The 21,858-nt window shown below is 72.8% G+C and carries 21 protein-coding genes; 18 read left to right on the top strand and 3 right to left on the bottom strand.

Annotated elements, in window-relative coordinates:
* The first annotated feature begins 22 nt into the window (after positions 1 to 22).
* From BTM25_RS18520 to BTM25_RS18480, 9 genes are all read left to right on the top strand, one after another.
* Positions 23 to 295 (top strand): hypothetical protein, encoded by a 273-nt coding sequence (locus BTM25_RS18520; protein ID WP_103564108.1) that lies wholly within the window; start codon positions 23 to 25, stop codon positions 293 to 295.
* Positions 296 to 455: 160 nt separating this feature from the next.
* A complete protein-coding gene (locus tag BTM25_RS18515) occupies positions 456 to 1,964 on the top strand; it encodes an OmpA family protein (RefSeq protein WP_235828472.1) in 1,509 nt (502 codons plus the stop codon).
* Positions 1,965 to 2,030: 66 nt separating this feature from the next.
* On the top strand, positions 2,031 to 3,506 hold the full coding sequence (locus BTM25_RS18510; protein ID WP_146059080.1) for a hypothetical protein: 1,476 nt from the start codon (positions 2,031 to 2,033) through the stop codon (positions 3,504 to 3,506).
* Positions 3,507 to 3,636: 130 nt separating this feature from the next.
* Positions 3,637 to 4,824, top strand: coding sequence for an NlpC/P60 family protein (locus BTM25_RS18505; RefSeq protein ID WP_103564106.1), 1,188 nt, complete (start codon positions 3,637 to 3,639; stop codon positions 4,822 to 4,824).
* Positions 4,825 to 4,893: 69 nt separating this feature from the next.
* Positions 4,894 to 5,502 (top strand): hypothetical protein, encoded by a 609-nt coding sequence (locus tag BTM25_RS18500; RefSeq protein WP_103564105.1) that lies wholly within the window; start codon positions 4,894 to 4,896, stop codon positions 5,500 to 5,502.
* A gap of 110 nt (positions 5,503 to 5,612) precedes the next feature.
* The gene (locus tag BTM25_RS18495) at positions 5,613 to 7,076 is read left to right on the top strand and encodes a hypothetical protein (protein WP_103564104.1); all 1,464 of its coding nucleotides are present in this window, start codon (positions 5,613 to 5,615) and stop codon (positions 7,074 to 7,076) included.
* Between the two features lies 1 nt (position 7,077).
* Complete coding sequence (locus BTM25_RS18490) at positions 7,078 to 7,578, top strand: hypothetical protein (RefSeq protein WP_103564103.1); 501 nt, start codon at positions 7,078 to 7,080, stop codon at positions 7,576 to 7,578.
* Positions 7,578 to 7,973, top strand: coding sequence for a hypothetical protein (locus tag BTM25_RS18485; protein ID WP_103564102.1), 396 nt, complete (start codon positions 7,578 to 7,580; stop codon positions 7,971 to 7,973). Before BTM25_RS18490 ends, BTM25_RS18485 begins: the two co-directional genes overlap by 1 nt.
* A gap of 497 nt (positions 7,974 to 8,470) precedes the next feature.
* Complete coding sequence (locus tag BTM25_RS18480) at positions 8,471 to 10,363, top strand: substrate-binding domain-containing protein (protein ID WP_168212152.1); 1,893 nt, start codon at positions 8,471 to 8,473, stop codon at positions 10,361 to 10,363.
* 77 nt (positions 10,364 to 10,440) lie between these two features.
* Here BTM25_RS18480 and BTM25_RS18475 read toward each other — a convergent pair whose 3' ends face one another.
* Genes BTM25_RS18475 through BTM25_RS18465 form a run of 3 tightly spaced genes read right to left on the bottom strand, consistent with a single transcriptional unit; the run spans position 10,441 to position 12,381 of the window.
* Entirely contained in the window at positions 10,441 to 11,046 is a 606-nt protein-coding gene (locus BTM25_RS18475) for a TetR/AcrR family transcriptional regulator (RefSeq protein WP_103564100.1), read from the bottom strand.
* Between the two features lie 19 nt (positions 11,047 to 11,065).
* Positions 11,066 to 11,563: a hypothetical protein gene (locus BTM25_RS18470; RefSeq protein ID WP_103564099.1), complete on the bottom strand. Its 498-nt coding sequence runs from the start codon at positions 11,561 to 11,563 to the stop codon at positions 11,066 to 11,068.
* Positions 11,563 to 12,381 carry an aggregation-promoting factor C-terminal-like domain-containing protein gene (locus BTM25_RS18465; protein WP_103564098.1) on the bottom strand — a complete coding sequence of 273 codons (819 nt, stop codon included), beginning with the start codon at positions 12,379 to 12,381 and terminating at the stop codon, positions 11,563 to 11,565. Before BTM25_RS18465 ends, BTM25_RS18470 begins: the two co-directional genes overlap by 1 nt.
* Before the next feature lie 276 nt (positions 12,382 to 12,657).
* On the opposite strand from BTM25_RS18465, the gene BTM25_RS18460 reads away from it, so the two are divergent.
* From BTM25_RS18460 to BTM25_RS30015, 9 genes are read left to right on the top strand one after another with little or no spacing between them, the layout of a single operon-like run.
* Positions 12,658 to 13,461, top strand: a complete 804-nt coding sequence (locus BTM25_RS18460) for an MlaE family ABC transporter permease (protein WP_103564097.1) — start codon at positions 12,658 to 12,660, stop codon at positions 13,459 to 13,461.
* The gene (locus BTM25_RS18455) at positions 13,462 to 14,316 is read left to right on the top strand and encodes an MlaE family ABC transporter permease (RefSeq protein WP_103564096.1); all 855 of its coding nucleotides are present in this window, start codon (positions 13,462 to 13,464) and stop codon (positions 14,314 to 14,316) included.
* Positions 14,313 to 15,338, top strand: coding sequence for an MCE family protein (locus tag BTM25_RS18450; protein ID WP_103564095.1), 1,026 nt, complete (start codon positions 14,313 to 14,315; stop codon positions 15,336 to 15,338). Before BTM25_RS18455 ends, BTM25_RS18450 begins: the two co-directional genes overlap by 4 nt.
* Positions 15,335 to 16,402, top strand: coding sequence for an MCE family protein (locus tag BTM25_RS18445; RefSeq protein ID WP_103564094.1), 1,068 nt, complete (start codon positions 15,335 to 15,337; stop codon positions 16,400 to 16,402). The genes BTM25_RS18450 and BTM25_RS18445 overlap by 4 nt, the downstream gene beginning before the upstream one ends.
* Positions 16,399 to 17,418, top strand: a complete 1,020-nt coding sequence (locus BTM25_RS18440; protein WP_103564093.1) for an MCE family protein — start codon at positions 16,399 to 16,401, stop codon at positions 17,416 to 17,418. Before BTM25_RS18445 ends, BTM25_RS18440 begins: the two co-directional genes overlap by 4 nt.
* Positions 17,418 to 18,449 (top strand): MCE family protein, encoded by a 1,032-nt coding sequence (locus BTM25_RS18435; RefSeq protein ID WP_103564092.1) that lies wholly within the window; start codon positions 17,418 to 17,420, stop codon positions 18,447 to 18,449. The genes BTM25_RS18440 and BTM25_RS18435 overlap by 1 nt, the downstream gene beginning before the upstream one ends.
* A complete protein-coding gene (locus BTM25_RS18430; protein ID WP_103564091.1) occupies positions 18,446 to 19,546 on the top strand; it encodes an MCE family protein in 1,101 nt (366 codons plus the stop codon). Before BTM25_RS18435 ends, BTM25_RS18430 begins: the two co-directional genes overlap by 4 nt.
* On the top strand, positions 19,543 to 20,862 hold the full coding sequence (locus BTM25_RS18425) for an MCE family protein (RefSeq protein WP_103564090.1): 1,320 nt from the start codon (positions 19,543 to 19,545) through the stop codon (positions 20,860 to 20,862). The genes BTM25_RS18430 and BTM25_RS18425 overlap by 4 nt, the downstream gene beginning before the upstream one ends.
* A 25-nt stretch (positions 20,863 to 20,887) precedes the next feature.
* On the top strand, positions 20,888 to 21,817 hold the full coding sequence (locus BTM25_RS30015) for a hypothetical protein (protein ID WP_205648144.1): 930 nt from the start codon (positions 20,888 to 20,890) through the stop codon (positions 21,815 to 21,817).
* Positions 21,818 to 21,858 lie beyond the last annotated feature (41 nt).

The raw sequence follows: 21,858 nt of genomic DNA, 5'->3' as shown, positions 1-21,858 counted from the left end.
TCACGAGTCCGGGAGTCCAGAAATGAACCTCTCACCTCTTTACGCGACACTTCACCTGTTCGTTCTCGGTCGGATCGACTGGGCCGCCGACAAGCACCGGGAACTGGCGGACGCGCGGCGGAGCGACGAGGGCGCGAGCCTCATCGAGTACGCGGCGCTGATCGTTCTCGCGGCGGCGATCGTGGCCGCGCTGTACGCGGCGGGAATCGTCGACAAGCTGAGCACGGCGGTCGGCAGCGCGCTGGACAAGATCTTCAGCGGTGGCGGCGGCAGCAGCAGCGGCGGCAACGGCTAAGCGCCGGGCTCCCGTCCTGCGGTGATTCGCCGCAACCGCATACGGGGTCGAAACGGCAAGGGGATACCGTGCGCAGCGGTATCCTCTTGCCGTTTTCGCATGGCGTCTCCCGGCCGGGGAACGTGAAAATGCCGCATGTTGAGAAGGGCGTTCTTCCGCGATGACGAAACTGGCTCCCCGACGCTCGACGGCGTGCGCCGCCGCTTTCACGGCGCTCGTCCTGACCCTGTCCGGCTGCGGCGGGGACGCGAAGAAGCCGGAGGCACGGCCGACCCCGGGGACGTCCGGCGGGGGGACGGCCGCGACCGTCCTGCAGACCCGGCCGTTCGCGCACAACGACGGCCCCGCGCACGTCGAGCTGCTGGCGCTGCGGCCGAGCGCGAACGGCACCGTCACGGCGCGGCTGCGGCTCGTCAACGACGGCAGGGGCACGATGACGCTCGCCGGGCCGCTCGCCGACCGGGGGAGCGGGAACAAGGTCGCCGGGATCCTCGGCATGGGCGGCGTCGCGCTGCTGGACGGCGCCGCGATGAAGATGTACTACCCGCTCAGCACCGCCGACGGCACCTGCCTGTGCACCAAGGTGGACATGCAGGAGATCGGGCCCGGACGCAGCCTGGACCTCTACGCCGTCTACCCCGCGCCGCAGGCGGCGACCGTGAGCGTGTTCGTCCCGCTCGCGCCGCCGTTCACCGGCGTCAAGGTCGGCAGCGGCAGCGCGCCCGCGACGCCGGGGCAGGCGGATCCGGGATCGGCGCAGCTCGGGAAACCGGTCGTCCGGACGCTCACCGGGACGGCCGAGGGCGCCGAGGAGTCCATCGACCAGGACGGCAACGACACGCGCGTCCGGCTCTCCACCGACGTCCTGTTCGCCCTGAACAAGGCCGATCTGTCGCCGCGCGCGGACGCCACGCTGCGCAAGGTCGCCCAGCAGATCGACGCGTCGCGCGGCACCGAGGTGAAGATCGACGGCTACACCGACAACTCGGGCAACGACGCGATCAACGATCCGCTGTCGCGGGCGCGTGCCGAGGCCGTGCAGAACCGGCTGAAGTCGCTGGTCACGCGGCAGGGCGTCACGTTCGCCGCCGCCGGGCACGGCTCGGCCGACCCGGTCGCCGACAACGGGTCCGACGAGGGACGGCGCAAGAACCGGCGCGTCGCGGTGACGTTCGCCCGGCCGCCCGCGCCCGCGGCGAGCGCCCCGCCGGCGCCGTCCGGGACGCCCGTCGCGTCCGCGCGGCCGTCCTTCACCGGCCCGAACAGCCTGATCATGAAGGCCAACAACCTGACGTTCACCGTGGACTCGCTGCGCCGCGATTCGGGCGGCCTGGCCGTCCTGACCTGGTCGATCACCAACGAGTCGGGCGAGCAGCAGTACCTGGCCGGGCTCGGCAAGTACTCCTCGCTCCAGTACTCCGCGCCCGGCACGACCGGCGCCCGGCTGCTCGACCCGGCCGGGAAGATGCGGTACTGGCCCGTCATGGACAGCGCGGCCACCTGCCTCTGCACGCAGACGGCCATCCGGTTCAACGCCTACCTGGACCCGCACGAGACCGTCACGCTCACCGACGTCTACGCGACGCCGCCGGAGGTCCGGAGCGTGGACGTCGAACTGCCGTGGTTCGAGTTCGCGGTGCCGGTGAAGGGCGTCGCCGTCAGCGGCTGAAACTGGGTCCGCAAGTGGGCCTTCGGGCCCTGTCCGGCCGTCCCGGGCGTCCGTACCGTGAGCGGCATGCGGCCTCTCCTGCAGAATGCGCCCGACGCCCTTCCGCAGGCGCCGGACGCGCCGCAGCCTAAGCGGCGCGGTCTCGGCCGTCCGGGAATGGCGGCGGTGTTCACGGCCGCCTGGATCGTGTTCGGCGCCGCGCTCGGTATCCATCCGCTGAAGGACAATTCCTTCTTCTGGCACCTGCGCACGGGCCATTGGATCATCGACCACGGCTTCCCGCGCGGCGACATCTATTCCTATACGGTTCCCGGACGGCCCTGGGTCGTCCAGTCCTGGCTCGCCGAAGTGCTGTACGGTGGCCTGGACGACCTTTTCGGGCCGATCGGCGTCCGCGTTTTCGGGGCCGTTCTCAGCGCGGCCATCGCCGGGCTCGCCTTCCGGTTGGCGATGCGGCTCGCCCGCGACCACGTCACGGCCGTCTTCCTCGGAATTCCCGCCATTCTCGGCTCGGCGATGCTGTGGTCGGAACGGCCGCTCGCGATCGGCGTCCTCACCCTTCTGCTGCTCGTCAGCCTGGTCGAATTGCCAGAATCGCGGCTCGGGCGGCGTCCGCTCGTCGCGATCCCGGTCCTGCTGTACGTGTGGGCGAACGTCCACGGCACGTGGGCCATCGGGTTCGGCTACCTCGGGCTGCACCTCGCCGGGCGGTGGCTGGACGGGCATTCGTTCTGGCGCGGCCGGGAGCGGCGGATCGCGCAGGGCGCCGGGATCGCGTTCGCGGCCTGCTTCGCCACGCCGTACGGCGTCGCGAATGTCCTGTTCCCGTTCCGCCTGCTCGGGTTGAGCGACGTGCTGTCGGGCGTGGGGGAGTGGATGTCGCCGTCCGTCCGCAGCCCGCAGGGGCTCCTGTTCGCGGTGTGGATCGTGGTGCTGATCGGGGTCCTCGCGCGGACGCGGCCGTCGCGGCGGGACGTGGCCGTCACCGTCCCGTTCGTCCTGCTCGGGCTGTGGGCGCAGCGCAACATCGCGGTCGCGCCGATCGCCACGCTGCCGATCGCCGCGCGGCTGGCGGCCCGTCCGGTGCCCCGCCCGGACCTCGGACGGGCGTTCAACCTGCTGCTCGTCGCGGGCGTCGTCGCGGCGGGCGCGCTGTGGACGGGCGTCGTCGCGGCCCGTCCGGACTTCGACGTCCGCGAGTACCCCGTCGCCGCGCTGCGCGCCCTGGACGAGCGCGGGCAACTCGGGCAGCGCCTCTTCACCACCGACGTGTGGGCCGGGTACACGATGCTCACCTACGGCCCCGACCGGCAGAAGGTCTTCGCGGACGACCGCTACGACATGTACCCGCGCCGCCTGTCGCAGCGGTACGCCGACGTCGCGGCCGTCGCGCCGCGCTGGGCGGAGATCCTGGACGCCTACCGGGTGACCGTCGTGGTGTGGCCGCGCGACGCGCCGCTGACCCAGGCGCTCGTCCGCGACGCGCACTGGCGGCGCACCTACCTGGACGGGACGGCCGCCGTGTTCGTCCGCGCGGGCTAGAGCGTGCGACCCGCCGCAAGGAGCCGGTCAAAGGACGGCCGTGCTAGGTCCCTGGGCCCTGTCGGCACGCCGTGGCGGCGGTTTATCGTCCTGCCGGGACAGTCATGATCGACGGTATGGGGACCACGTGATGCTGGACCGGCTCAAGGCGCGCCGGGGTCCGGGCGATCGCGGCGCCGCCACGACGGTCATCGTCGTCGGAGCGGCGCTCGCGCTGATCGCCGGCCTGCTGGCGTTCAGCCGCATCGCGCACGCCGACGACCTGCGCACCCGGGCGCAGACCGGCGCGGACGCGGCCGTGCTCGGCGCCCTCGCCCCGCTGCGCGACGCGGGCGTCGGCATGGCGCTCCAGGGCATCGACCCGGCCGGCGCGGGCTACTGGATGGTCGCGGGCACGGCCGACGGGTACGCCCGGACGTACGCCGAGAAGAACGACGCGCGTCTCGTCGGGACGGTCGCGCTCAGCGGCGCGGCGGGCGACACGGCCCGCGCGGACGTCCGGACGGCCGACTGCCAGCTCAAGCACGAGAACGAGCTGACGGCGAAGGAGAAGGACGACCTCCGCCACCACCGGAACCTGTGCACCGAGACGTCCGGGAAGCAGGGAATCGGACGGTTCGGCACGGCCCGCGCCTACGCGACGCTCCACACCCCGGAGTGCGCGTACCTGCCCGACCCGTCCCCGACGGGCGCGACGGGGCCGGTCAGCGGACGGCTGGTGTGCGACGGCGTCCAAACGTTCCCGCACGGCGACCGCGCCCGGGTCGAGCGACTGTTCAAGATCCGCCTGGTGGACCGGGCCGACCCGGTCGCCTACAGCGGGGTGCCGGACGGGCTCGGCGGCGCCCCGGGCGACCAGGTCGTGTCCGAGTGCGCCACGTCCGGCAAGAAGCCCGCGGACGAGCTGCCGTTCGGCGAGCGCGTCGTCGCGTGGGCGATGTGCTGGGTCGGCAAGGTCTGGTACTCGTGGGGCGGCGGTACGTACAGCGGCCCGTCGCGCGGGATCGGTACCGGGGCGAACACCGTCGGGTTCGATTGCAGCGGGCTGACGCTGTACTCGGTGTACCAGGCGTCGCACGGGAAGCTCGCGCTGGCGCACTACACCGGCAACCAGGTGCAGGACCCGCGCGGACGGCGGATCACCCCGTCGCCGTCCGAGCTGCGGGCGGGCGACCTCGTCTTCTACGGCGACCTGCCGACGCACCACGTCGCGATCTACGCGGGCGGCGGGAAGATGGTCGAGGCGCAGCAGACCGGGACGCTGGTGATGGTCTCGAACTACCGGCAGGCGCAGTACGCGATGCGGTTCGACGGCTGACGCGCTGGGTCCCCCGGACGGGACCGCGGGCCCTTGGGCGGACGCGGGCCGGCGCGTACGGTGACCCGCATGCGTGCGGTGCTCGGCGGATGGACGGCGGCGGTCCTCGTGTTCGCGCTGGGCTTCGGCGCGCTCCTGGTGTTCGGCCCGGACGACAGCGGCGACGACCTCGACCAGATCATGCGCGTCCACCTGCCGTGGATCGTGGCGAACTTCCTCGCGGCGTGGGCGGCGGGCGCGTACCTGCGGCGGTCGGCGGGCGTCGTCGCGCGCGTCGGGCTCGTCCTGGTCGTGCCCGGCGCGGCGACCGCGTGCGGTGTCGCCGCGGGCGTGCCGCGCGCGTTCTCGGCGTTCGGCGTCGTGCTGCACGTCATCGAGGCGCTGTTCGGCGTCGCGGTCGGGCTCGCGATGGCGCGCGGGCTGGCCAGGGACGCGCCGGAGGACCGTCCGCCCGCCGCGCTGGAGAAGGGCTGGGAGGGCTTCTACGGGCAGGCCGTCCCGCCCGAGCGGGCGCCGTGGCTCCAGCCGCCGGGCGCGACCGATCCGCTGGCCGTCCCGCCGCGCGACGAGCGGGTCTGGCCGCCGCCGCGCCCGCCGAGCACGCCGTTCGCGCCGCCCGGGGAGCCGCCGCGCGGCGACGAGCCCGGCCCGCCGCCCGCCTTCGGCGCCGGGACCTGACGCGCGGAGCGGTTGGGCCCGGAGTTGGGTCCGTGGGCCCTCGCCGGACGCGGATCGGCGGCCTACCGTCCTGCGCCAGGACGGATGCTCGGCGCTGAGGAGCGGTCGCGATGAGGTCGAAGCGGCGCGGGAGGTCCGACCGCGGCGCGAGCGGGCTGGAGTGGGCGGCGCTGCTGGTCGTCGGCGCGACGATCTTCGCGGTGCTGCTGGCGCTCGCGATCCCCGAGGAGATCGGCCGGGTCGTCCCGCCCGCGCTGTGCCGCATCTTCGGCGGGCACTGCCAGACGCCGCCCAAGGCGAAAGACAGCGATTTCAAGCCGAAGACGTGCGAGCGGTCGGCGTCCGAGCAGAAGTACGGCGGGACGATCAAGATCGCGATCGTGAAGGTCGGCAAGGAATGGTCGTTCCTGCGCCAGGAGATGGCGGACGGGACGGTGCGCCTCACGGTCGTCCCGAACGGCGACACGGTCGGCCTGGAGGTCGGCGCGGGCGGAAAGATCAGCCTGGGGAAGAACGTGAAGTTGGGCGCGGAGATCACGGTCGCCGGGAGCATCAAGGTCGGCGTCGGCGACACCTACGTCTTCAAGAACGGCGCGGAGGCCGACAAGTTCCAGGGCGACATCAAGGAACTGGCCACCCGTGACACGGCGAAAAGCGTTGCGGAGAACGTCATTCCGGGGATGAACAATCCGATCACGGGCTGGGTCGTGGACAAGGTCGACGATCTCACCGGCCGTCCCCACATCAAGGACCCCGAGATCACCACGACGACGATCAGCTACAAGGAGTCGGTCGAGGGGTCGCTCGGCCTGTACCTGCCGCAGATAGGGCCGAAGGGCGACGGCTCCGACGACTGGAACCTCAACATCAACACCGGCCTGAAAGGCAAGGTGGAGTACGGCGAGGACGTCGCGGTGACGCAGGACAACACCGATCCGTCGAATCCGAGGACGTCGTACTTCGTCGGCATGTCCGGGACGCTCAGCGGGTCCGGCGAGGTGCTCGGCGCGGGCGGCGAGGGCGAGCTGAAATGGACCGGCGGTGAGCGCCTCGTGTTCGACAAGGACGGAAAGCTGATCGCCGTGACGTTCCAGACGACGTTCGAGAAGGGCGGCAGGTCGAACGGGAAGATCGGCGGCAACTACCAGGACGGCAAGGGGAACGGAAAGGACAAGGACGGCGCCAAGACCGTCGAGACGGTCACCCAGACCGTCCCGCTGGACAACGACGCCGACCGGGCCGCGATGGCGCGCTGGCTCCAGGAGAATCCGACGCACATGCCGCTCAGCCTGCTCAAGTACATGGGCGGGGACGACGATGTCGTCCGCACGGACCCGGGGCCGAACGCGAGCGTCTTCGACCGGCTCCTGTACCAGAAGGGGCAGGTCCTGAAACAGACGACCGAGAACACCAACGACAGTTTCGAGATCGGCGCCGAGGCCAAACTGGGGCTCGTGCTCGGCGCCGAGTACTCCCAGTCCAGCTCGACGAACCGGACGACCGGAGCGGAATATCTCGGCGCACCCCGCAGCGGCCGGCGGGAGTTCGTCCCCTACACCGAATGCGTGGGCTGACATGCGAACGTTCACGGCGGCGCTGCTGGCCGTCCTGTGCGGCGCGGCGGGCTGCGGCGGCGACTCCCGGCTCGTCGCGGCGCGGACCGCGCACGTGCGGTTCGGCTACCCGAAGGGCTGGCAGCGGCAGGCGGGCGGCGCGTTCACGGCGGTGCGGGTCGAGAACGGACGGACGGTCGCGCGGCTCACCGTCCTCGAACGGCCCGTCGCGGCGACGACGGCGGCGCTCGCCGTCGCCGCGCTCCAGGCGGGCCGCCTCATCGGCCGCGACTACCGGCGCGGCCCGGTGCAGACGGTTCACGTCGCGCACGCCGACAGCGCGAGCCGCCTGTCGTACAGCTACCTCTCCGACGACCGGCCCCGGCGACCGACCGAGGGAACGGACGTCGTGGCGGTGCGGAACCGAGCCGTCTACGTCGTGCGCGTCACCGCCGTCCGGGGGGAGCTGCCCGCCGCCGACGTCGACGCGATCGTGAAGTCCGTCGCGCTGAAGGGGGACTGATGCGAGTCGTACTGGCGCTCGCCGCCGCGCTGGGGACCGTCGTCGCCGGGCTCGTCCTGGACGCCGCGCTCGTGCTGCTCGCCGGAGCGCACGTCACCACGTGGCCGTCCTCGGTCGCGACCGTGCTGCTCGTCCATGTGCCGTGGACGGTCGCGCTGGGCCTCGCGGTCGTGGTCGCGGACGCCGTCCACCGCGGGCGAGGCCCGGCGCACGCGGTCGCGCTGTTCGGCGTCCCGGCCCTGGCCGCGGCGCTGAGCGTCGTCGCGGGCGCCGGTTCGCACGCCCTGGCGGGCGGCCTGGTCGCCGCCGTCGAGGCCGCCGCCGGAGCCGCGCTCGCCGCCCTGGCCGTCCGCCGCCTCCGCCCGTCCGACGCGGGCTACCTCCCGGCCCGCTGAATTGGGCCGGGGCCCGGGACCCGGGACTCATGCGGCCCCCCGGCGGCCCGGGTTTCATGGACCGCGCGGACGAGCCCAGGCCCGCGCGGGCCCGCCCCCCTCGTCCGCGCGGGCGGCCCCGGCCGTCCGCCCGGCTGCGGGACCCCGTGAAGGCGGCCACCATGCGCTCAACTCCCGACGACGAGAGCACACGCACCGTTCCGTCCCCGGCTCCCGACCCGGGCCTCCCCACCCTCCCCTACGCCCTGAACCCCCCACGAACCCCCGAACCCCCCATCCCGCCGGGCCCACGGACAGCCGAGGCCGCGCCGCCCCTCGCACCGAACACGTCGGCGGCGGAGCCCGCGCCACCGCTCCCGACCCCGCCGCCGGAGGCACCGCCGCCCGCGGCGGACGCCCTGCCCGCGCTGCCGCTGGCGGTGGGTTCCCCGACGGGAGAGACTGCGCCGGTACTGCCCGCGCCGCCGTTCGCAGCGAGTCCGCCGACGGCCGACGCCGTGCCCGCGCTGCCGCTGGCGGCGGGTTCGCCGCCGGAGGCGCCGCTGCCCGCGGCGGACGCCGTGCCCGCGCGGCCGACGGGGAACGCCGTCCCGGTTCTGCCTGCGCTGCCGTTCGCAGCGGGTTCGGCGGCGGACGGCGTGCCCGCGCTGCCGTTCGCGGCGGCCTCCCCGGCGACCGACGTCGCGCCCGTGCTGCCTGCGTCGCCGCTCGCGGCGGGGCCTGCGGCGGTGGTCGCGGTGCCGGCGCCGCCGCGGGAGGTGCCGGTGGCGCCGGGGCCGAGGCGGGACGCGTGGCGGGGGCGGCAGGCGCGCGGGGGCGGACGGCCGCCGAACTGGACGCTGGTGACGTTGGCCGTCGTGCTCGTCGTCGTGGGCGTGGGGGCGCTGCGGGCCGGGGTGGGCGGCAGGTGCGACGGCGCGACGCGGGTGACCGTCGCGGCTGATCCGGCGGTCGCCTCGGCCGTCACCGCCGCCGGGCGGCGGCTGGACGGTGACGACAACTGTCTCGACGTCCGGGTGGACGCCGTCGTGTCCGACGCCATGGCGGGCGACGCGGCGGGCAGCACGCGCGCCGACGTCTACATCCCCGACTCCTCGCTGTGGCTCGCCCTGAACGTCGCCGCGAAGGGACGGACGGTCGGCTCGGCGGCGCGGTCCCCGGTCGTCCTCGCGCGGCGTCCGGGCGTCGCGCCCGTCACGGACTGGACGGACCTGCGGCCGGCGCGGGACGGGACGGCGCCCGTGCTGCGCGTCCTGGACCCGATGCGCGACGCGTCCGGCCTGGCCGCGCTGCTGCTCACCCGCCGCGCGGTCGGCGCGACGCCCGCCGAACCGGGCGCGTTCAGTGAGATCATGCGCGGCGGCGTGGTCGCCGACGACGCCGAGTCGGCGTTCCGGGGCCTGGACGCGGGGTCGGTCGTCGCCGTCTCCGAGCAGGCGGTGTGGCGGCGGGTCCGCCAGGGCGGCGGCGTGTCCGCCGTGATCCCGGCCGACGCGGTGTCCCTCGACTTCCCGGTGATCGTCGCCGACGACCGCAAAGCCTCAGCCGCCCGTGCACTGCTCGCCGCGCTGCGGACGCCCGAAGGGAAGGCGCAGCTCGCGCGGATCGGGCTGCGGCCCGCCGACGGCGCCCCGGCGCGCGGCGTCTCCGACGTGCTCGGGCTCGGCGCGGCCCCGGCCGGGAACGGCGCGGGCGACGCCCCGACGGTCGTCCAGACGCTGGAGATGTGGCGGAAGATGCGGCTCGGCACGCGGATGCTGACCGTCCTGGACGTCTCGGGATCCATGACGCAGCAGGTCAAGGGCACCAGGCGCGCCCGGATGGACGTCACGTCCGGCGAGCTGGAGCAGGGCCTCGCGCTCCTGCCCGACGACGCCGAGGTCGGCCTGTGGGCGTTCGCGACGGCGCTGGACGGCGAGAAGCCCTACCGGGAGGTCGTCCCGCTGCGGCGGCTCGGGTCCGTCCAGGCGGGCGGGACGCAGCGCGCGGGCCTCCAGCAGGCGCTGACGTCGCTGCGCCCGAAGAAGGACGGCGACACGGGCCTCTACGACTCGGTGCTCGCGGCGGTCCGGGCCGTGCGCGCCGGGTACCGCGACGACATGACGAACGTCGTCCTCGTCCTCACCGACGGGCGCAACGACTACCGGCGCGGCCTCACCGAGGACGCGCTGCTGCGGGCGCTGCGCAAGGAGAACGACAAGGCGCGTCCGGTGCAGGTGGTCGGCCTGGCGTTCGGCCCGGACACCGACCTGGCGTCGCTGCGCCGGATCGCGGCGGCGACGGGCGGCCTCGCGCAGCAGGTCCGCGACCCGCGCGAGATCCGCGAGCTGTTCCGCCGGTCCGCCGCGCTGAAGATCTGCGACGACCCCGCGCGCTGCCCGGCGGGCTGAGCCGTCACCCGGCGAGGCGCGCGAGGATCCGCGGCACCAGCGAGGTCCGCTTCATCCACGAGGTCCGCTCCCGGCCGTCACCCGGCGAGGCGCGCGAGGATCCGCAGCACCTCTTCGCGGACGTCCCGCGCCTCGGCGGCGTCCTCGGCGAGCGCGATCTCCCGGCCCGCCTCGCCGATCACGGTCGTCAGGACGAGGCTGAGCACCTGCGGCGCCGGGCCGTCCCCGTGCCCGGCGAGCAGCTTGGTGTTCTGCCCGACCCAGTGCTGCGCGCGCTTGCGGCGCAGCAGCGCGAACCCCGACGGCCCCTCGCCGACCTGGAACAGCCGCGCCGCGTCCCGCCGCTCCCAGCACGCGGCGAGGTAGGCGCGGGCGCCCGCGAGGAACAGCGCGATCGGGTCGTCCGCGCCGTCGGTCCGGGCCGCCGCGACGGCGTGCGCCGCCGCGTCCTCCTGCCCGCGCCACAGGTCCTCGGCGAGCGCGAGGTACAGGCCCGCCTTGCCGCCGTAGTGGTGGTAGAGGCTGCCGACGCTCACGCCGGACCGCTCGACGATCTCCGCGATGCCCGCGTCGGCGTACCCTCGGTCGGCGAACACGTGCAGGGCCGCATCGAGCAGCGCCCGCCGCGTCGCGTCGGCGCGGGACCACCGTCGCCCGGTCGCTTTCTCGCTGGACGTCGCCATGCCCCCATCGTGCCGTGCGTCAGTGCGCGAAGGCGGGCGGCAGGCAGCCCGTCTCGGGATAGAGACCGTTCGCGTCGGCCCACACGCGCGCGACGCCGACGGCCCCGGTGACGCATCCGGTCGTCCCGATCCGGACGCCGTACTCCGCGCCCGGCGGCGGCGTCGGCGCGGACCGCTGCTGCGCGCGTCCGACCGTCACGTCGGCGGCCGGGAAGAGGCCGAGCAGCGCGGTGCGGACGTCGCCCGGCGCGATCCGCCCGTCCCGCCGCAGCCGCTCCAGGACGGGCCGCACCCGCGCGACGGCCCGCCGCGCCGCCCGCGCGTCGGCGTCGGACATCTCGCGCGCCCGGCGCGGCGCGCCGTTCTCGCCTTCGTGCGGGGCGCCGTCCACGACGCCCGGCTCGACGTACGGGCTCGCGGCGCTCGGGGACGGCGACGGCGACGCGGGCGGCGCTCCGGCGTGCTGCGTCCCGCACCCGGCCAGCGCCAGGACGAGCACCCAGCCGACCCTTCTCATCAGTACCAGTGGTGCGACGACCACCACGCCCAGGCGCCGCACGGATCGTGGTAGCGAGCCTTGATGTAGCCGAGGCCCCAGGCGATCTGTGTCGGGGAGCTGGTCCGCCAGTCGGGACCGGCGCTCGCCAGCTTCGACCCCGGCAGTGCCTGCGGGATCCCGTACGCGCCGCTGCCCGCGTTCATCGCGCGCTCGTTCCAGCCGCTCTCGTGGTTCCACAGCGTCAGCAGCGACGGCCAGCACCGCCCCCAGCCGCGCGCGGCGTTCATCTTCTGCCCGAACGCCTTGTTCTGCCCCGCCGACGGGTTCATCCGCGCGAGCCGCTTGCGCTCCTCCTCGCGCTTGCGGATCGCCTCCAGCTTCGCGCGCGCCGCCGCGTCCCGTTTCGCCTTGGCCCGCAGCCGCGCCAGCTCGGCCTCCTGCTCCTTGTAGGCGCGCTCCTTGGCGTTCGCGACGATGTTCGCCGCGATCGGGTCCATGTCGGACGTCTTCCAGTGGTCCAGCATCTCGTTCGCCGACAGCCCCCGCACGCTCGCGGGCGGCTGCGCCTTGTGCCCGGTGAACGTGCTCGGGTCGAGCACCAGCGTCACGGTCGCGACGAGGGCGAGGCAGCCGCCCGCGATCGTCGCGTTGTGCGTCAGGATCCGGACGGCCAGCGGCCGGCGCGGCTCGTCGTAGAGATCGGATGGCAGGACGTCGTGCGCGTCCGGAGTCGCGTGGGGCGCGGGTCCCCGGCGCGGCCGGCCCGTCCCGCGCCGCCGGTTCCCGCCGCGAGCGCGCGAGGACGACCGGCCGCGCGTGCCGTGGCTCTGTGGCATGGGAGTAAGAGTGCCGCATCCGGCGCCGATCGGGTACTCCGATGCCCGCGCGGACGTCAAAGTCCGGTATCCGGCGGGTCGCGGGCGACGCCGGAAAAGGTGACGTGGCTATCGCTTCTTAGACGAGTTTCCAATAGAGTGCTCCAGATCACACGGGTCACCGGTGTGTCACCTGGGCGGACCGGTCCGTCGTGTGGTCGCGGATGAGCGCCGACGTCCGACATGGGAGGCCGCAATGTCCTCAGATCCCGCCGTGGCGCGGGAGGTCGCCGCCTGATGGCCGTGGGCCTGGGGAGAGCTCCCGACCTAGCCCTGCGGCGCGTCGAACGCGTCCTCGACGACACCGGATCGCTGTGCGTCACCCTCCTGGAGGGGCTGCGGCGCACCTGGGACGTCCGGCAGTGGTGGGGCGAGTTCATCGAGCAGTGCTGGTTCCTCGCCCGCGTCACGAGCGTCCCGGTCATGCTGATCGCCGTCCCGCTCGGCGCGACGATCTCGCTCCAGGTCGGCGACATCGCCCGGCAGCTCGGCGCGCAGTCGCAGACCGGCGCGCTGCTCGTCGCCGCGATGATCCAGCAGGTCGCGCCCCTGGCCGCCGCGCTGCTCGTCTCGGGCGTCGGGGGCTCGGCCATCACGTCCGACATGGGCGCGCGCAACATCCGCGACGAGCTGGCCGCGATGGAGGTCATGGGCATCAACCCCGTCCACCGGCTCGTCACGCCGCGGCTGTGGGCGGCGAGCACCGTCTCGGCGCTGCTGTGTTCGGTGGTGATCCTCGCGGGCGTGCTCGGCGGCTACTACTTCAACGTCATCGAGCAGGGCGTCAGCCCGGGCGCGTTCTTCGACGGCGCGACGACCCTGCTCCAGTTCCCGGACCTCCTCATCACCCTGTTCAAAGCGTGGATCTTCGGGTTCGTCGCCGCCGCGGTCGCCTGCCACATGGGCATGAACTGCGACTACGGGCCGGTCGGCGTCGGACGCGCGGTGAACCGGGCGGTGGTGGTGACGTCGATCGTGGTGTTCGCGTTCAACTACGTGCTCACCATGATCTACCAGGTCCTCTTCCCCCCGAGGTTCTGAATGGCCGCCACCCCCTCCGCGCGCAGGCTGGGCCGGGCCGTCCGCGGCCGGTCCGCGGGCCTGGCCGACTCGGCCAGCCTGCCGATCTTCCTCGGCCGGGTGCTGTACCACCTGGTCGTCGACATCATCGTCCGCCGCAAGTACGGCAGGACGCTCGCCAAGCAGGTCAGCGACATCACGATCGGCGTCGGCGCGCTCGTCATCGGCGGCGGCATGATCTTCGTGATCGCCACGATGGCGCTCGCGACCGGCGCGATGGTCGGGCTCCAGGCGTTCCCCGGGCTGGAGCGGATCGGCGCCGAGGCGTTCACCGGGCTCGTCGCGAGCTACTCCAACGTCCGCGAGGTCACCCCGATCATCGCCGGGGTCGCGCTCGTCGCGCAGGTCGGGACGGGTTTCACCGCCGAGATCGGCGCGATGCGGATCTCCGAGGAGATCGACGCGCTGGAGGTCATGGGCGTCAACTCGCTCGCCTACCTCGTCGCGACGCGCGTCGCGGCCGGGGTCATCGCGCTCGTCCCGCTGTACCTGGTGTCGCTGTTCATGGCGTTCTTCGCGACGCGGTTCATCTCGATCCAGTACTACGGCCTGTCGCCCGGGATCTACGACTACTACTTCCACCTCTACCTGCCGCCGATCGACGTGTTCTACAGCGCGGTGAAGGTCGCGGTGTTCGCGTTCATCATCATGTTCATCCACTGCTACCGCGGCTACCACGCGGCGGGCGGGCCGGTGGGCGTGGGCGTCGCGGCGGGACGGGCCATCCGCGAGTCCACGATCCTGATGATCCTCGTCAACCTCGTCCTGTCGTACATCTTCTGGGGCCACGGCGGAACGGTGAGGCTGACCGGATGAGCGACGCCAACCTCTCCGCGCGCTCCCGGACGCTGTTCGCGCTCCTCGGGGCCGGGACGATCGCCGCCGCGGCGGCCGGGGTCGTCGTCGAGGCCACGCCGTCGCACGCCGGGTCCACGACGGTGACCGCGTCGTTCACCCGCGCCGGGCAGGGCCTCGATCCCGGCAAGTCGGACGTGAAGGTGCGCGGCATCACGGTCGGGACGGTCGCGTCCGTCCGGCTCCAGCACGACGGGCGCGTCGCCGTGCGGATGCGGATCGACAAGGGCGTCCGCGTCGCCCGCACCGCGACCGCCGCGATCGAGCCGGTGTCGGTGTTCGGGCCGAAGGACATCGAGCTGGACCTCGGCGCGGGCGAGCTGACCGGCCCGTACCTCGCCGACGGCGGCCGGATCGCCCGGACGCGCGACCCGCGGGAGATCTCCGACACCGCCTGGCCCGCCTACCGGCTCACCCGCGCGATCGACCCGGACGAGGTCGCCACGCTGCTGCACACGTTCGGGGCGGGCCTGGACGGACGCGGCCCGACGCTGAACCGCACGCTCGGGAACCTGTCGACGGTCGTCGACGGCACCTACGCCGACAAGGACGTCCTGCGCTCCCTGATCGGCGACCTCACCGGCCTGTCGGGCACCCTCGCCGACCACGGGCCGTCGCTCGTCAGCGCGGTGAACAGCGCGAACGGGCTCGCGCCCGTGGTCTACGACCGTCCGGACAACGTCGCGCGGCTGCTGGACCAGGCCGGACGCGTCGCCGGGACGGTCGGCACCACGCTCGACGGCCACGGCCGCAACCTCGCCCGCGTCCTGGACGCGACCGCCGGGGTCGCCGGGACGCTCAACGCCCGCCGGAACAACATCCCGACCCTGATCTCGGGCCTGAACGGCTTCTTCGACCTGCTCGGCAAGATCATCCGGCTGCCGGGCCCGAACGGGACGATGGTCGGCCAGGTCAGCAACACGCTCCCGCTCGACCTCTGCCAGGTGCTCGTGGACGTCTGCCCGAAGGAGGCGAGCCGATGAGGCGCGGCCCCGCGTACTCCGTCGTCGCGAAGTTCGCCGTCTTCGTCGTGGTCACCGGCCTGCTGACCTTCTTCATCGGCCAGCAGATCCTCGGCACGAGCTTCCGCGACCGGTACCGCGTCACCGCCGTGTTCGACGACGTCACCGGCCTGATGACCGGCGACGCGGTCAAGGTCGCGGGTACCCCGGCGGGCCAGGTGAAGTCGATCAAGGTAGTGCGCGGCAAGGCGGTCGTGGCGCTGGCCGTGGACAAGGAGGTCCGGCTGCCGGACGACTCCACCGCCGCGATCCGCTGGCGCAACGTGATGGGCCAGCGCGTCGTCTACCTCGAACCGGGACGCAGCACGTCGATGCTCCACGACGGTTCCCGCGTCCCGCACACGCGGTCGGTCGTGGACCTCGGCGACGTCGTCAACAGCCTCGGCCCGCTGACCCGCAACCTCGACCCGAACCAGCTCAACAAGATCCTCTTCGCGTTCGCGCAGGCGCTGGACGGCAACGAGCAGAACCTGTCGCTGCTCACCGACAGCCTGGACGGCCTGCTCCAGACGTTCGCCGCCCGCCGCTCCACGATCAGCGGGATGATCGACGACTACGAGACCGTCAGCGCCGCCGTCGCCGCCCGCGACCGGCAGATCGCCGCGAGCGTCGACAACCTCGCCGAGCTGGCGAAGGTCTTCGCCGACAACAGGAAGCTGCTGGAGAGCGCGATCGTCCAGGTCGGCGGCGTCACGACGAACCTGGACCGCGTCCTCGGCGGCAACGATGCCGAGCTGGCCCGCATCGTGGACAACCTCGCCAAGTTCAGCGGCACCTTCCGCATCAACGTGGACCAGCTCGAACGCATGGTCCAGGGCCTGCCGCTGACGCTCCGGCAGCTCTTCTCCGCCGCGAACGGCGGCCACTACCTGCGCACGGACGCGCTCTGCCTGAACATCGTCCCCGGGCCGTGCCCGTTCCCGATGAGCCTGCCGCCCGGTCCCGGGCAGAAGGCGGGCAGTCCGCCCGAGCCGGCCGACCTCGCCAAGCTCAAGGCGATGCTGACGGGAGGCGCCGCGAAATGAGCCCGCTGAAGTCCCTGCGGGACGTGAACCAGAAGGTCATCGCCGTCCTCACGCTCGGCGCCCTCGGCGCGGTGTGCGTGTTCGCCTTCGCGCTCGGGCAGCTCCACCTGCTCGACCGGGGCTACACGATGAGCGGCGAGTTCGCCGACACGGCCGGGATGAAGAAGGGCCAGGACGTCCGGGTCGCGGGGGTGAAGGCGGGACGGGTCACCTCCGTCCGGCCCGACTTCGAGCACGGCCGCGTCCTCATCACCTGGCACGTCGACCGCGGCATCGACCTCGGCCCCGGCACCCGCGCCGCGATCGAGACGACCACGCTGCTCGGCGGACGCTACCTTCGCCTGTCCGGGCCGGTCAGCGCGCCGTATCTCGCGGACCTGCCCGAGGCGCGGCGGCGGATCCCGCTGGAGCGGACGTCGGTGCCGTTCACCGTCCCGGACGCGCTGGAGAGCGCCCAGAACATCGTCGGGAAGCTGGACGAGCGCAGCATCGACCGGCTCCTCACGTCCGTCGGCAAGATCCGGACGCCGAGCGCCGAGCAACTGCGGCGCGTGCTCGTGAACGTCCAGGACGTGTCGCGGACGCTCAACGACGCGACGCCGCAGGTGCAGAGGCTCATCGAGAACAGCAGGCAGATCACCGGCACGCTCGCCGCCAAGGACGCCGAACTCCGGCAGATCCTCGACGCGAGCCGGACGCTGCTGGCCACGCTCGTCCAGCGCCGGGACGAGCTGGCCGCCGCCATCGGGTCCGGCAGCCGGACCGTCCGGACGCTGTCGAACGTCATCGACCGCAACCGCCGGCAGATCGACCAGCTCCTCGACAACCTGCACCTGCTGACGACCCGGCTCGCGCCCAACATGGACGCGCTGAACACCGACTTCTCGCTGCTCGGCCCGACGTTCCAGCAGATCGCCAACCTCAAGGGCAACGGCGCGTGGATCGAGGGCCTGCTCACCGGCCTCGGCCCGCTGCAACCGCAGGGCCCGGTGTCCACTCGGCGGGGAGGCAAGTGATGCGACGCGGACGGTTCCTCGGCGCGCTGGCCGCGCTCGTGCTCGCCGCCTCGGCGGGCGGCTGCGCGATCGGGCCGTCCGGGGACACGCGGACGATGACCGTCGAGCTGTCGAAGGCCCGCTCCTTCTACCCGCAGTCCAAGGTCAAGGTGATGGGCGCGGACGTCGGGCTGGTCGACAAGGTCCGGAACCGGGGCGACCACATCGAGGTCGTGTTCCACATCGACAAGGACGTGCCGCTGCCGCGCGGGGTGCAGGCGTCGATCGTCCCGCTGAACCTGGTGGGGGAGCGCAACCTCGTCCTGCACCCGGCGTGGAGGCCCGGCGAGCCGAAGGAGACCGGGGACCGGATCCCGATCGAGCGCACCCACGTCCCCGTCGAGGTGGACGACGCGCTCAGCTCGTTCACCGACCTCGCCAAGGCGCTGGACCCGACGAAGGTCAACACGGCCCTGCACGGCGCGGCGACGTCCGTCAACGGCAACGGCGGCGACTTCAACGCGACGCTGGAGCAGAGCGCGCGGCTCGTGGAGAACGTGGCGGGGCAGGATCAGCAGCTCGTCGCGGTCGCGCGCAACCTCGACCGGATGGCCGGGGTCGTGCGGGGCCGCGAGCAGGTCCTCGGCACCGTCATCCGCGACTTCGGGCAGGCCAGCCAGGTGCTCAGCGCCGAGCGCGGCGAACTCCAGCAGCTCATCTCCGGCGTGCTGGACCTCGCCGAGAGCGGCGGCAAGCTCGTCGACAAGTACAAGGGGCAACTGCCCTACGACCTCATGGTGCTCACGAAGGTCGCGCTCGTCCTCAAGGGGAACGCCAAGCAGCTCGCGCAGCTCATCGACGTGCTGCCGGGCATCAGCTCGGCGTTCATCGGCGGCTACAACCCGAAGACCAAGTCGCTCCAGCTCCGGTTCGCCGCCGACGCGTTCCTGCGCACCTGGCTGAAGGGGCTGCTGGACACCGACGAGGTCGGATGCCCGCTGCCCAAACCCAACTCCAACTGCCCGTTCTCGATGAACGGAGGTGGCCGGTGAGACGCGTCCTCGCGCTCGTGCTCGTCCTCGCCGCGCTGTCGGGCTGCTCGCTGCGGACGGCCGGCGCCCCGCACGGCCGGGTCTCGCTGACCGCGACGTTCACCGACGCGCAGGGGCTCGTCGCCGGGCACAGCGTCAAGCTGTCGGACGTGACGGTCGGCAGCGTCACGGGCGTCCGGCTCGTCTCGGGCTACCGCGCGCGGGTCACGATGTCGATCAAGGACGGGGTCCGGCTGCCGGTCGGCACCCGCGCCGAGGTGAAGGTGACCTCGCTGCTCGGTGAGAACTATGTCGACCTCGTGCTGCCGCCCGGCGGCCGGCTCGACACCGGGCCGTTCCTGGCGAACCACGCCGCGATCACCGACACGAGCGTCCAGCCGTCGTTCGAGCAGGTCGTCGGGCAGGCCGGGCCGCTGCTGCAGGCGCTCGCGGGCAACGACGTCGCGACCGTCGTGAACGCGGGCGCGACCGCGCTGGACGGCAACGGGCCGCGGCTCAACAGCACGATCCGCAAGTCCGCCGAGCTGTTGCAGATGTTCGCCGACCAGCGCCGTGCGCTCGGCGAGGCGGTCGACAACTTCGCGCGGCTCGGGCGGTCGCTGGCACAGGGCAAGGACGCGCTGGGCCGCGCGCCGGGTGAGCTGGCCAAGGCGTCGCAAGTGCTCAACGACGACAAGGGCAAGATCATCAATGCCGTCGAGAAGCTGACGATGATGGCCCGCGAACTGAACGACAAGGTGCTCGAAGGACGCGTCGCCCGGTTCCGGACGCTGCTGTCGGACCTCGACCCCGTCCTGGCGCAGCTCGGGAACAACCGGCGGCGGTTGACCGCGCTGGTGAACGGGCTGGTCGAGTTCGACGAGAAGCTGCCGAAGGCCACCTGGGACGGGCAGATCCTCCTGTACCCGATCCTGCGGATCACCTGGCCGAACGGCGACCCGTTGATTCCCGACCAGCCGAAGGCCGCGCCCAAGGCGTCGCCCACGCCGTCGCCGAAGAAGTCGCCGGCCCCGAAGAAGCAGCCCGGGTTCCAGTTGCCGCCCGAACTGCGCAAGGCGTTCCCGGACCTCGCCAAGTGGCTGGAGGGGCAGCGATGACGCGGCGGCTGACGATCAACCTCGCGGTGTTCGCGGCGCTCGCGGCCGTCATGGTCGTGTGGGCGTTCCGGAACGTGGTGCACTTCGACTTCATCGACCGTCCGTACCGGCTGGTCGTGGAGTTCGAGTCGTCGCCCGGCCTGCATCCCGATTTCGAGGTCGACTATCTCGGGCTGCGCATCGGCAAGATCGACTCGGTGCGGCTGGTGAAGGACCGGGTCGTCGTCAAACTCGACATCGACCGCGGGGTGAAGGTGCCCGCGGGCGTCCGGGCCGCCGCCGCGCGCAAGTCGGCGGTGGGGGAGCCGGTCGTGGAGCTGACCCCCGGGCCGTCCGGGGCGAACGCGCCCGCCTTGAAGCCCGGGTCGGTGATCCCGGTGAGCCGGACGTCCGTTCCGCCCAAGTACGGGGACCTGTTCGCCGCCGTCGTGGACTCGCTGAAGGCGATCAATCCGGCGGACGCCAAGATCCTCACGCACGAGCTGGCGGCCGGATTCGCCGGACGCGAGGACTCCCTCCGCCAGATCATCGACGGCGGCGACCAGCTCTCGGCCACGTTCGCCGCCAACAGTGAGCTGCTGGACCGGCTCACGCGGGAGTTCGGGCGGATCGGGGACGTCCTCAACGCCAACCGGGGCAGCCTCGGCGCGGGCATCGACAACCTCGCCGCCGTGACGGCCGCGCTCGGCCGGGTCCGGGGGCAGCTCGCCGAACTGCGCGATCGCGGGCCCGGCCTGCTCTCGACGGTGAACGGGCTGCTCGAACGGAGCGGGCAGAACTTCGAGTGCACGGTGGACTCGCTCGGGACCCTGGGGATCACTCGGTACAACCGCGATTACCTGAAGGACCTGTCGTCCGTTCTCGCGGCGGCGCCCACTCTGAACACCGTTCTGCACAACGTGATCGGTACGGCGGGCGGGAAGCCGGTTCTGAACGTCGTCTTCATGATCACTCTGCGGACGACCGCCACGCTGGAGTACAAGTACCCGCTGCCGCAGCCCGGCGTGAACGCCCCGATCACGTGCCCGGACGGCAGCACGCCGCACGTCGGCGCCCAGGCGCCCTACAAGGCCAAAGACCCCGGCGCGACCATTCCCACCCACGACCCGGCGCTGGATCGTCCGGTGAACGCCGCCAACGTCGCGAACACCGACAGTGACGGCCCTTCTACCGGAGTGCCGGGTTGGCTAATGTACGTTCCTCCGGTCCTCGCCCTGCTGGTGCTGATCCGGGTCGTCGCGGGCTATGTGCCCGCCGTGGCACGCCTCACCCGCCTCCGCGTGCCGCTTCGGCGCCCGCGACGCCGGAAGAACTGACCCCCGAAACCGAGGAGTGCGCGCAGTGACAGCCAAGACCAACCGGGACACCGGCGACGCCGACGACGTCGCCGAGACCGCGCAGGTCGCGGCCGAGGAGGAGTCCCCCGCCGCGTCCTCGACCGAGCCGTCGGAGGCGTCCGAAGCACCCGAGGCACCCGAGGCGTCCGGGACGGGCCGGCGCAAGCGCCGCGTCCGCGTCATCGAGGTGATCGAGGACGACGAGGAACTGGACGACGTCCTCGCCCGCATCGACGCCGAGGACGAGCCCGAGGGCGAGCCCGCGCCCGCCGCGAAGGCCGCGCCGAAGCCCGCGCCGAAGCTGGAGAAGGCCGCCGCGAAGGACGAGCCGGAGGCTCCCGCTCCCGCCCGTCCGGTGCTGCTCGGGCTCCCGCTGCCGCAGGCCGTCGCGCTGATCGTCGTCGTGGCCGTCCTCGCGTCGCTCGCGGTCTGGCAGTGGCGGTCGGCGAGCGGCAAGGCGTCCGAGGCGGACGAGCGCGCGGCCGTCGCGAAGATCGCCCGGCAGTACGGGGACGTCGCGGCGAACTACAACGCGTCCAACTACCAGCAGCAGATCGCCGCCGCCGAGAAGCTCATGGGCGGCGACCTGCTCGACCGGTACAAGAACCAGACGGCGCCCGGGATCGTCAACACGTTCAAGTCGGGGCAGTCCACGGCGTCGCTGACGTCCCGGTCTGTGGCCGTGTTCGTCGGGGACGTCAACGACAAGTTCGCGACGGCCGTCGTCCAGGTCGACATCGAGGGCAGCACCCCGCAGGGCGCCACCCAGGCCCCCGCGAACCTCATCCGCCTCGCGCTCGCCAAGATCGGCGGCAGGTGGAAGGTGACGAAGCAGTACGCGTCCGGCGAGAACGACCAGACTCAGGCGCAGAACCAGAACGGCTCCACGCTCCCCACGGCGAGCCCCAGCACGTCCCCGACGAAGAAGAACTGACCGGCGCCGAGGCGCCCCGCCCGGCTCCCGCCGCGCGGGGC

It is taken from the genome of Actinomadura rubteroloni, from assembly GCF_002911665.1.
Lineage (GTDB): Bacteria > Actinomycetota > Actinomycetes > Streptosporangiales > Streptosporangiaceae > Spirillospora > Spirillospora rubteroloni.
This window is presented reverse-complemented; position numbering and strand designations above follow the sequence as displayed.

What these genes read in the sequence shown, in the direction of transcription:
- BTM25_RS18455 (WP_103564096.1), top strand. Translation starts at nt 13,462, where the DNA reads ATGGCCGCCACCCCCTCCGCGCGCAGGCTGGGCCGGGCCGTCCGCGGC.
- BTM25_RS18510 (WP_146059080.1), top strand. Translation starts at nt 2,031, where the DNA reads ATGCGGCCTCTCCTGCAGAATGCGCCCGACGCCCTTCCGCAGGCGCCG.
- BTM25_RS18460 (WP_103564097.1), top strand. Translation starts at nt 12,658, where the DNA reads ATGGCCGTGGGCCTGGGGAGAGCTCCCGACCTAGCCCTGCGGCGCGTC.
- BTM25_RS18465 (WP_103564098.1), bottom strand. Translation starts at nt 12,381, where the DNA reads ATGCCACAGAGCCACGGCACGCGCGGCCGGTCGTCCTCGCGCGCTCGC.
- BTM25_RS18505 (WP_103564106.1), top strand. Translation starts at nt 3,637, where the DNA reads ATGCTGGACCGGCTCAAGGCGCGCCGGGGTCCGGGCGATCGCGGCGCC.
- BTM25_RS18450 (WP_103564095.1), top strand. Translation starts at nt 14,313, where the DNA reads ATGAGCGACGCCAACCTCTCCGCGCGCTCCCGGACGCTGTTCGCGCTC.
- BTM25_RS18520 (WP_103564108.1), top strand. Translation starts at nt 23, where the DNA reads ATGAACCTCTCACCTCTTTACGCGACACTTCACCTGTTCGTTCTCGGT.
- BTM25_RS18500 (WP_103564105.1), top strand. Translation starts at nt 4,894, where the DNA reads ATGCGTGCGGTGCTCGGCGGATGGACGGCGGCGGTCCTCGTGTTCGCG.
- BTM25_RS18470 (WP_103564099.1), bottom strand. Translation starts at nt 11,563, where the DNA reads ATGAGAAGGGTCGGCTGGGTGCTCGTCCTGGCGCTGGCCGGGTGCGGG.
- BTM25_RS18490 (WP_103564103.1), top strand. Translation starts at nt 7,078, where the DNA reads ATGCGAACGTTCACGGCGGCGCTGCTGGCCGTCCTGTGCGGCGCGGCG.
- BTM25_RS18425 (WP_103564090.1), top strand. Translation starts at nt 19,543, where the DNA reads ATGACGCGGCGGCTGACGATCAACCTCGCGGTGTTCGCGGCGCTCGCG.
- BTM25_RS18475 (WP_103564100.1), bottom strand. Translation starts at nt 11,046, where the DNA reads ATGGCGACGTCCAGCGAGAAAGCGACCGGGCGACGGTGGTCCCGCGCC.
- BTM25_RS18495 (WP_103564104.1), top strand. Translation starts at nt 5,613, where the DNA reads ATGAGGTCGAAGCGGCGCGGGAGGTCCGACCGCGGCGCGAGCGGGCTG.
- BTM25_RS18440 (WP_103564093.1), top strand. Translation starts at nt 16,399, where the DNA reads ATGAGCCCGCTGAAGTCCCTGCGGGACGTGAACCAGAAGGTCATCGCC.
- BTM25_RS18515 (WP_235828472.1), top strand. Translation starts at nt 456, where the DNA reads ATGACGAAACTGGCTCCCCGACGCTCGACGGCGTGCGCCGCCGCTTTC.
- BTM25_RS18485 (WP_103564102.1), top strand. Translation starts at nt 7,578, where the DNA reads ATGCGAGTCGTACTGGCGCTCGCCGCCGCGCTGGGGACCGTCGTCGCC.
- BTM25_RS18445 (WP_103564094.1), top strand. Translation starts at nt 15,335, where the DNA reads ATGAGGCGCGGCCCCGCGTACTCCGTCGTCGCGAAGTTCGCCGTCTTC.
- BTM25_RS18435 (WP_103564092.1), top strand. Translation starts at nt 17,418, where the DNA reads ATGCGACGCGGACGGTTCCTCGGCGCGCTGGCCGCGCTCGTGCTCGCC.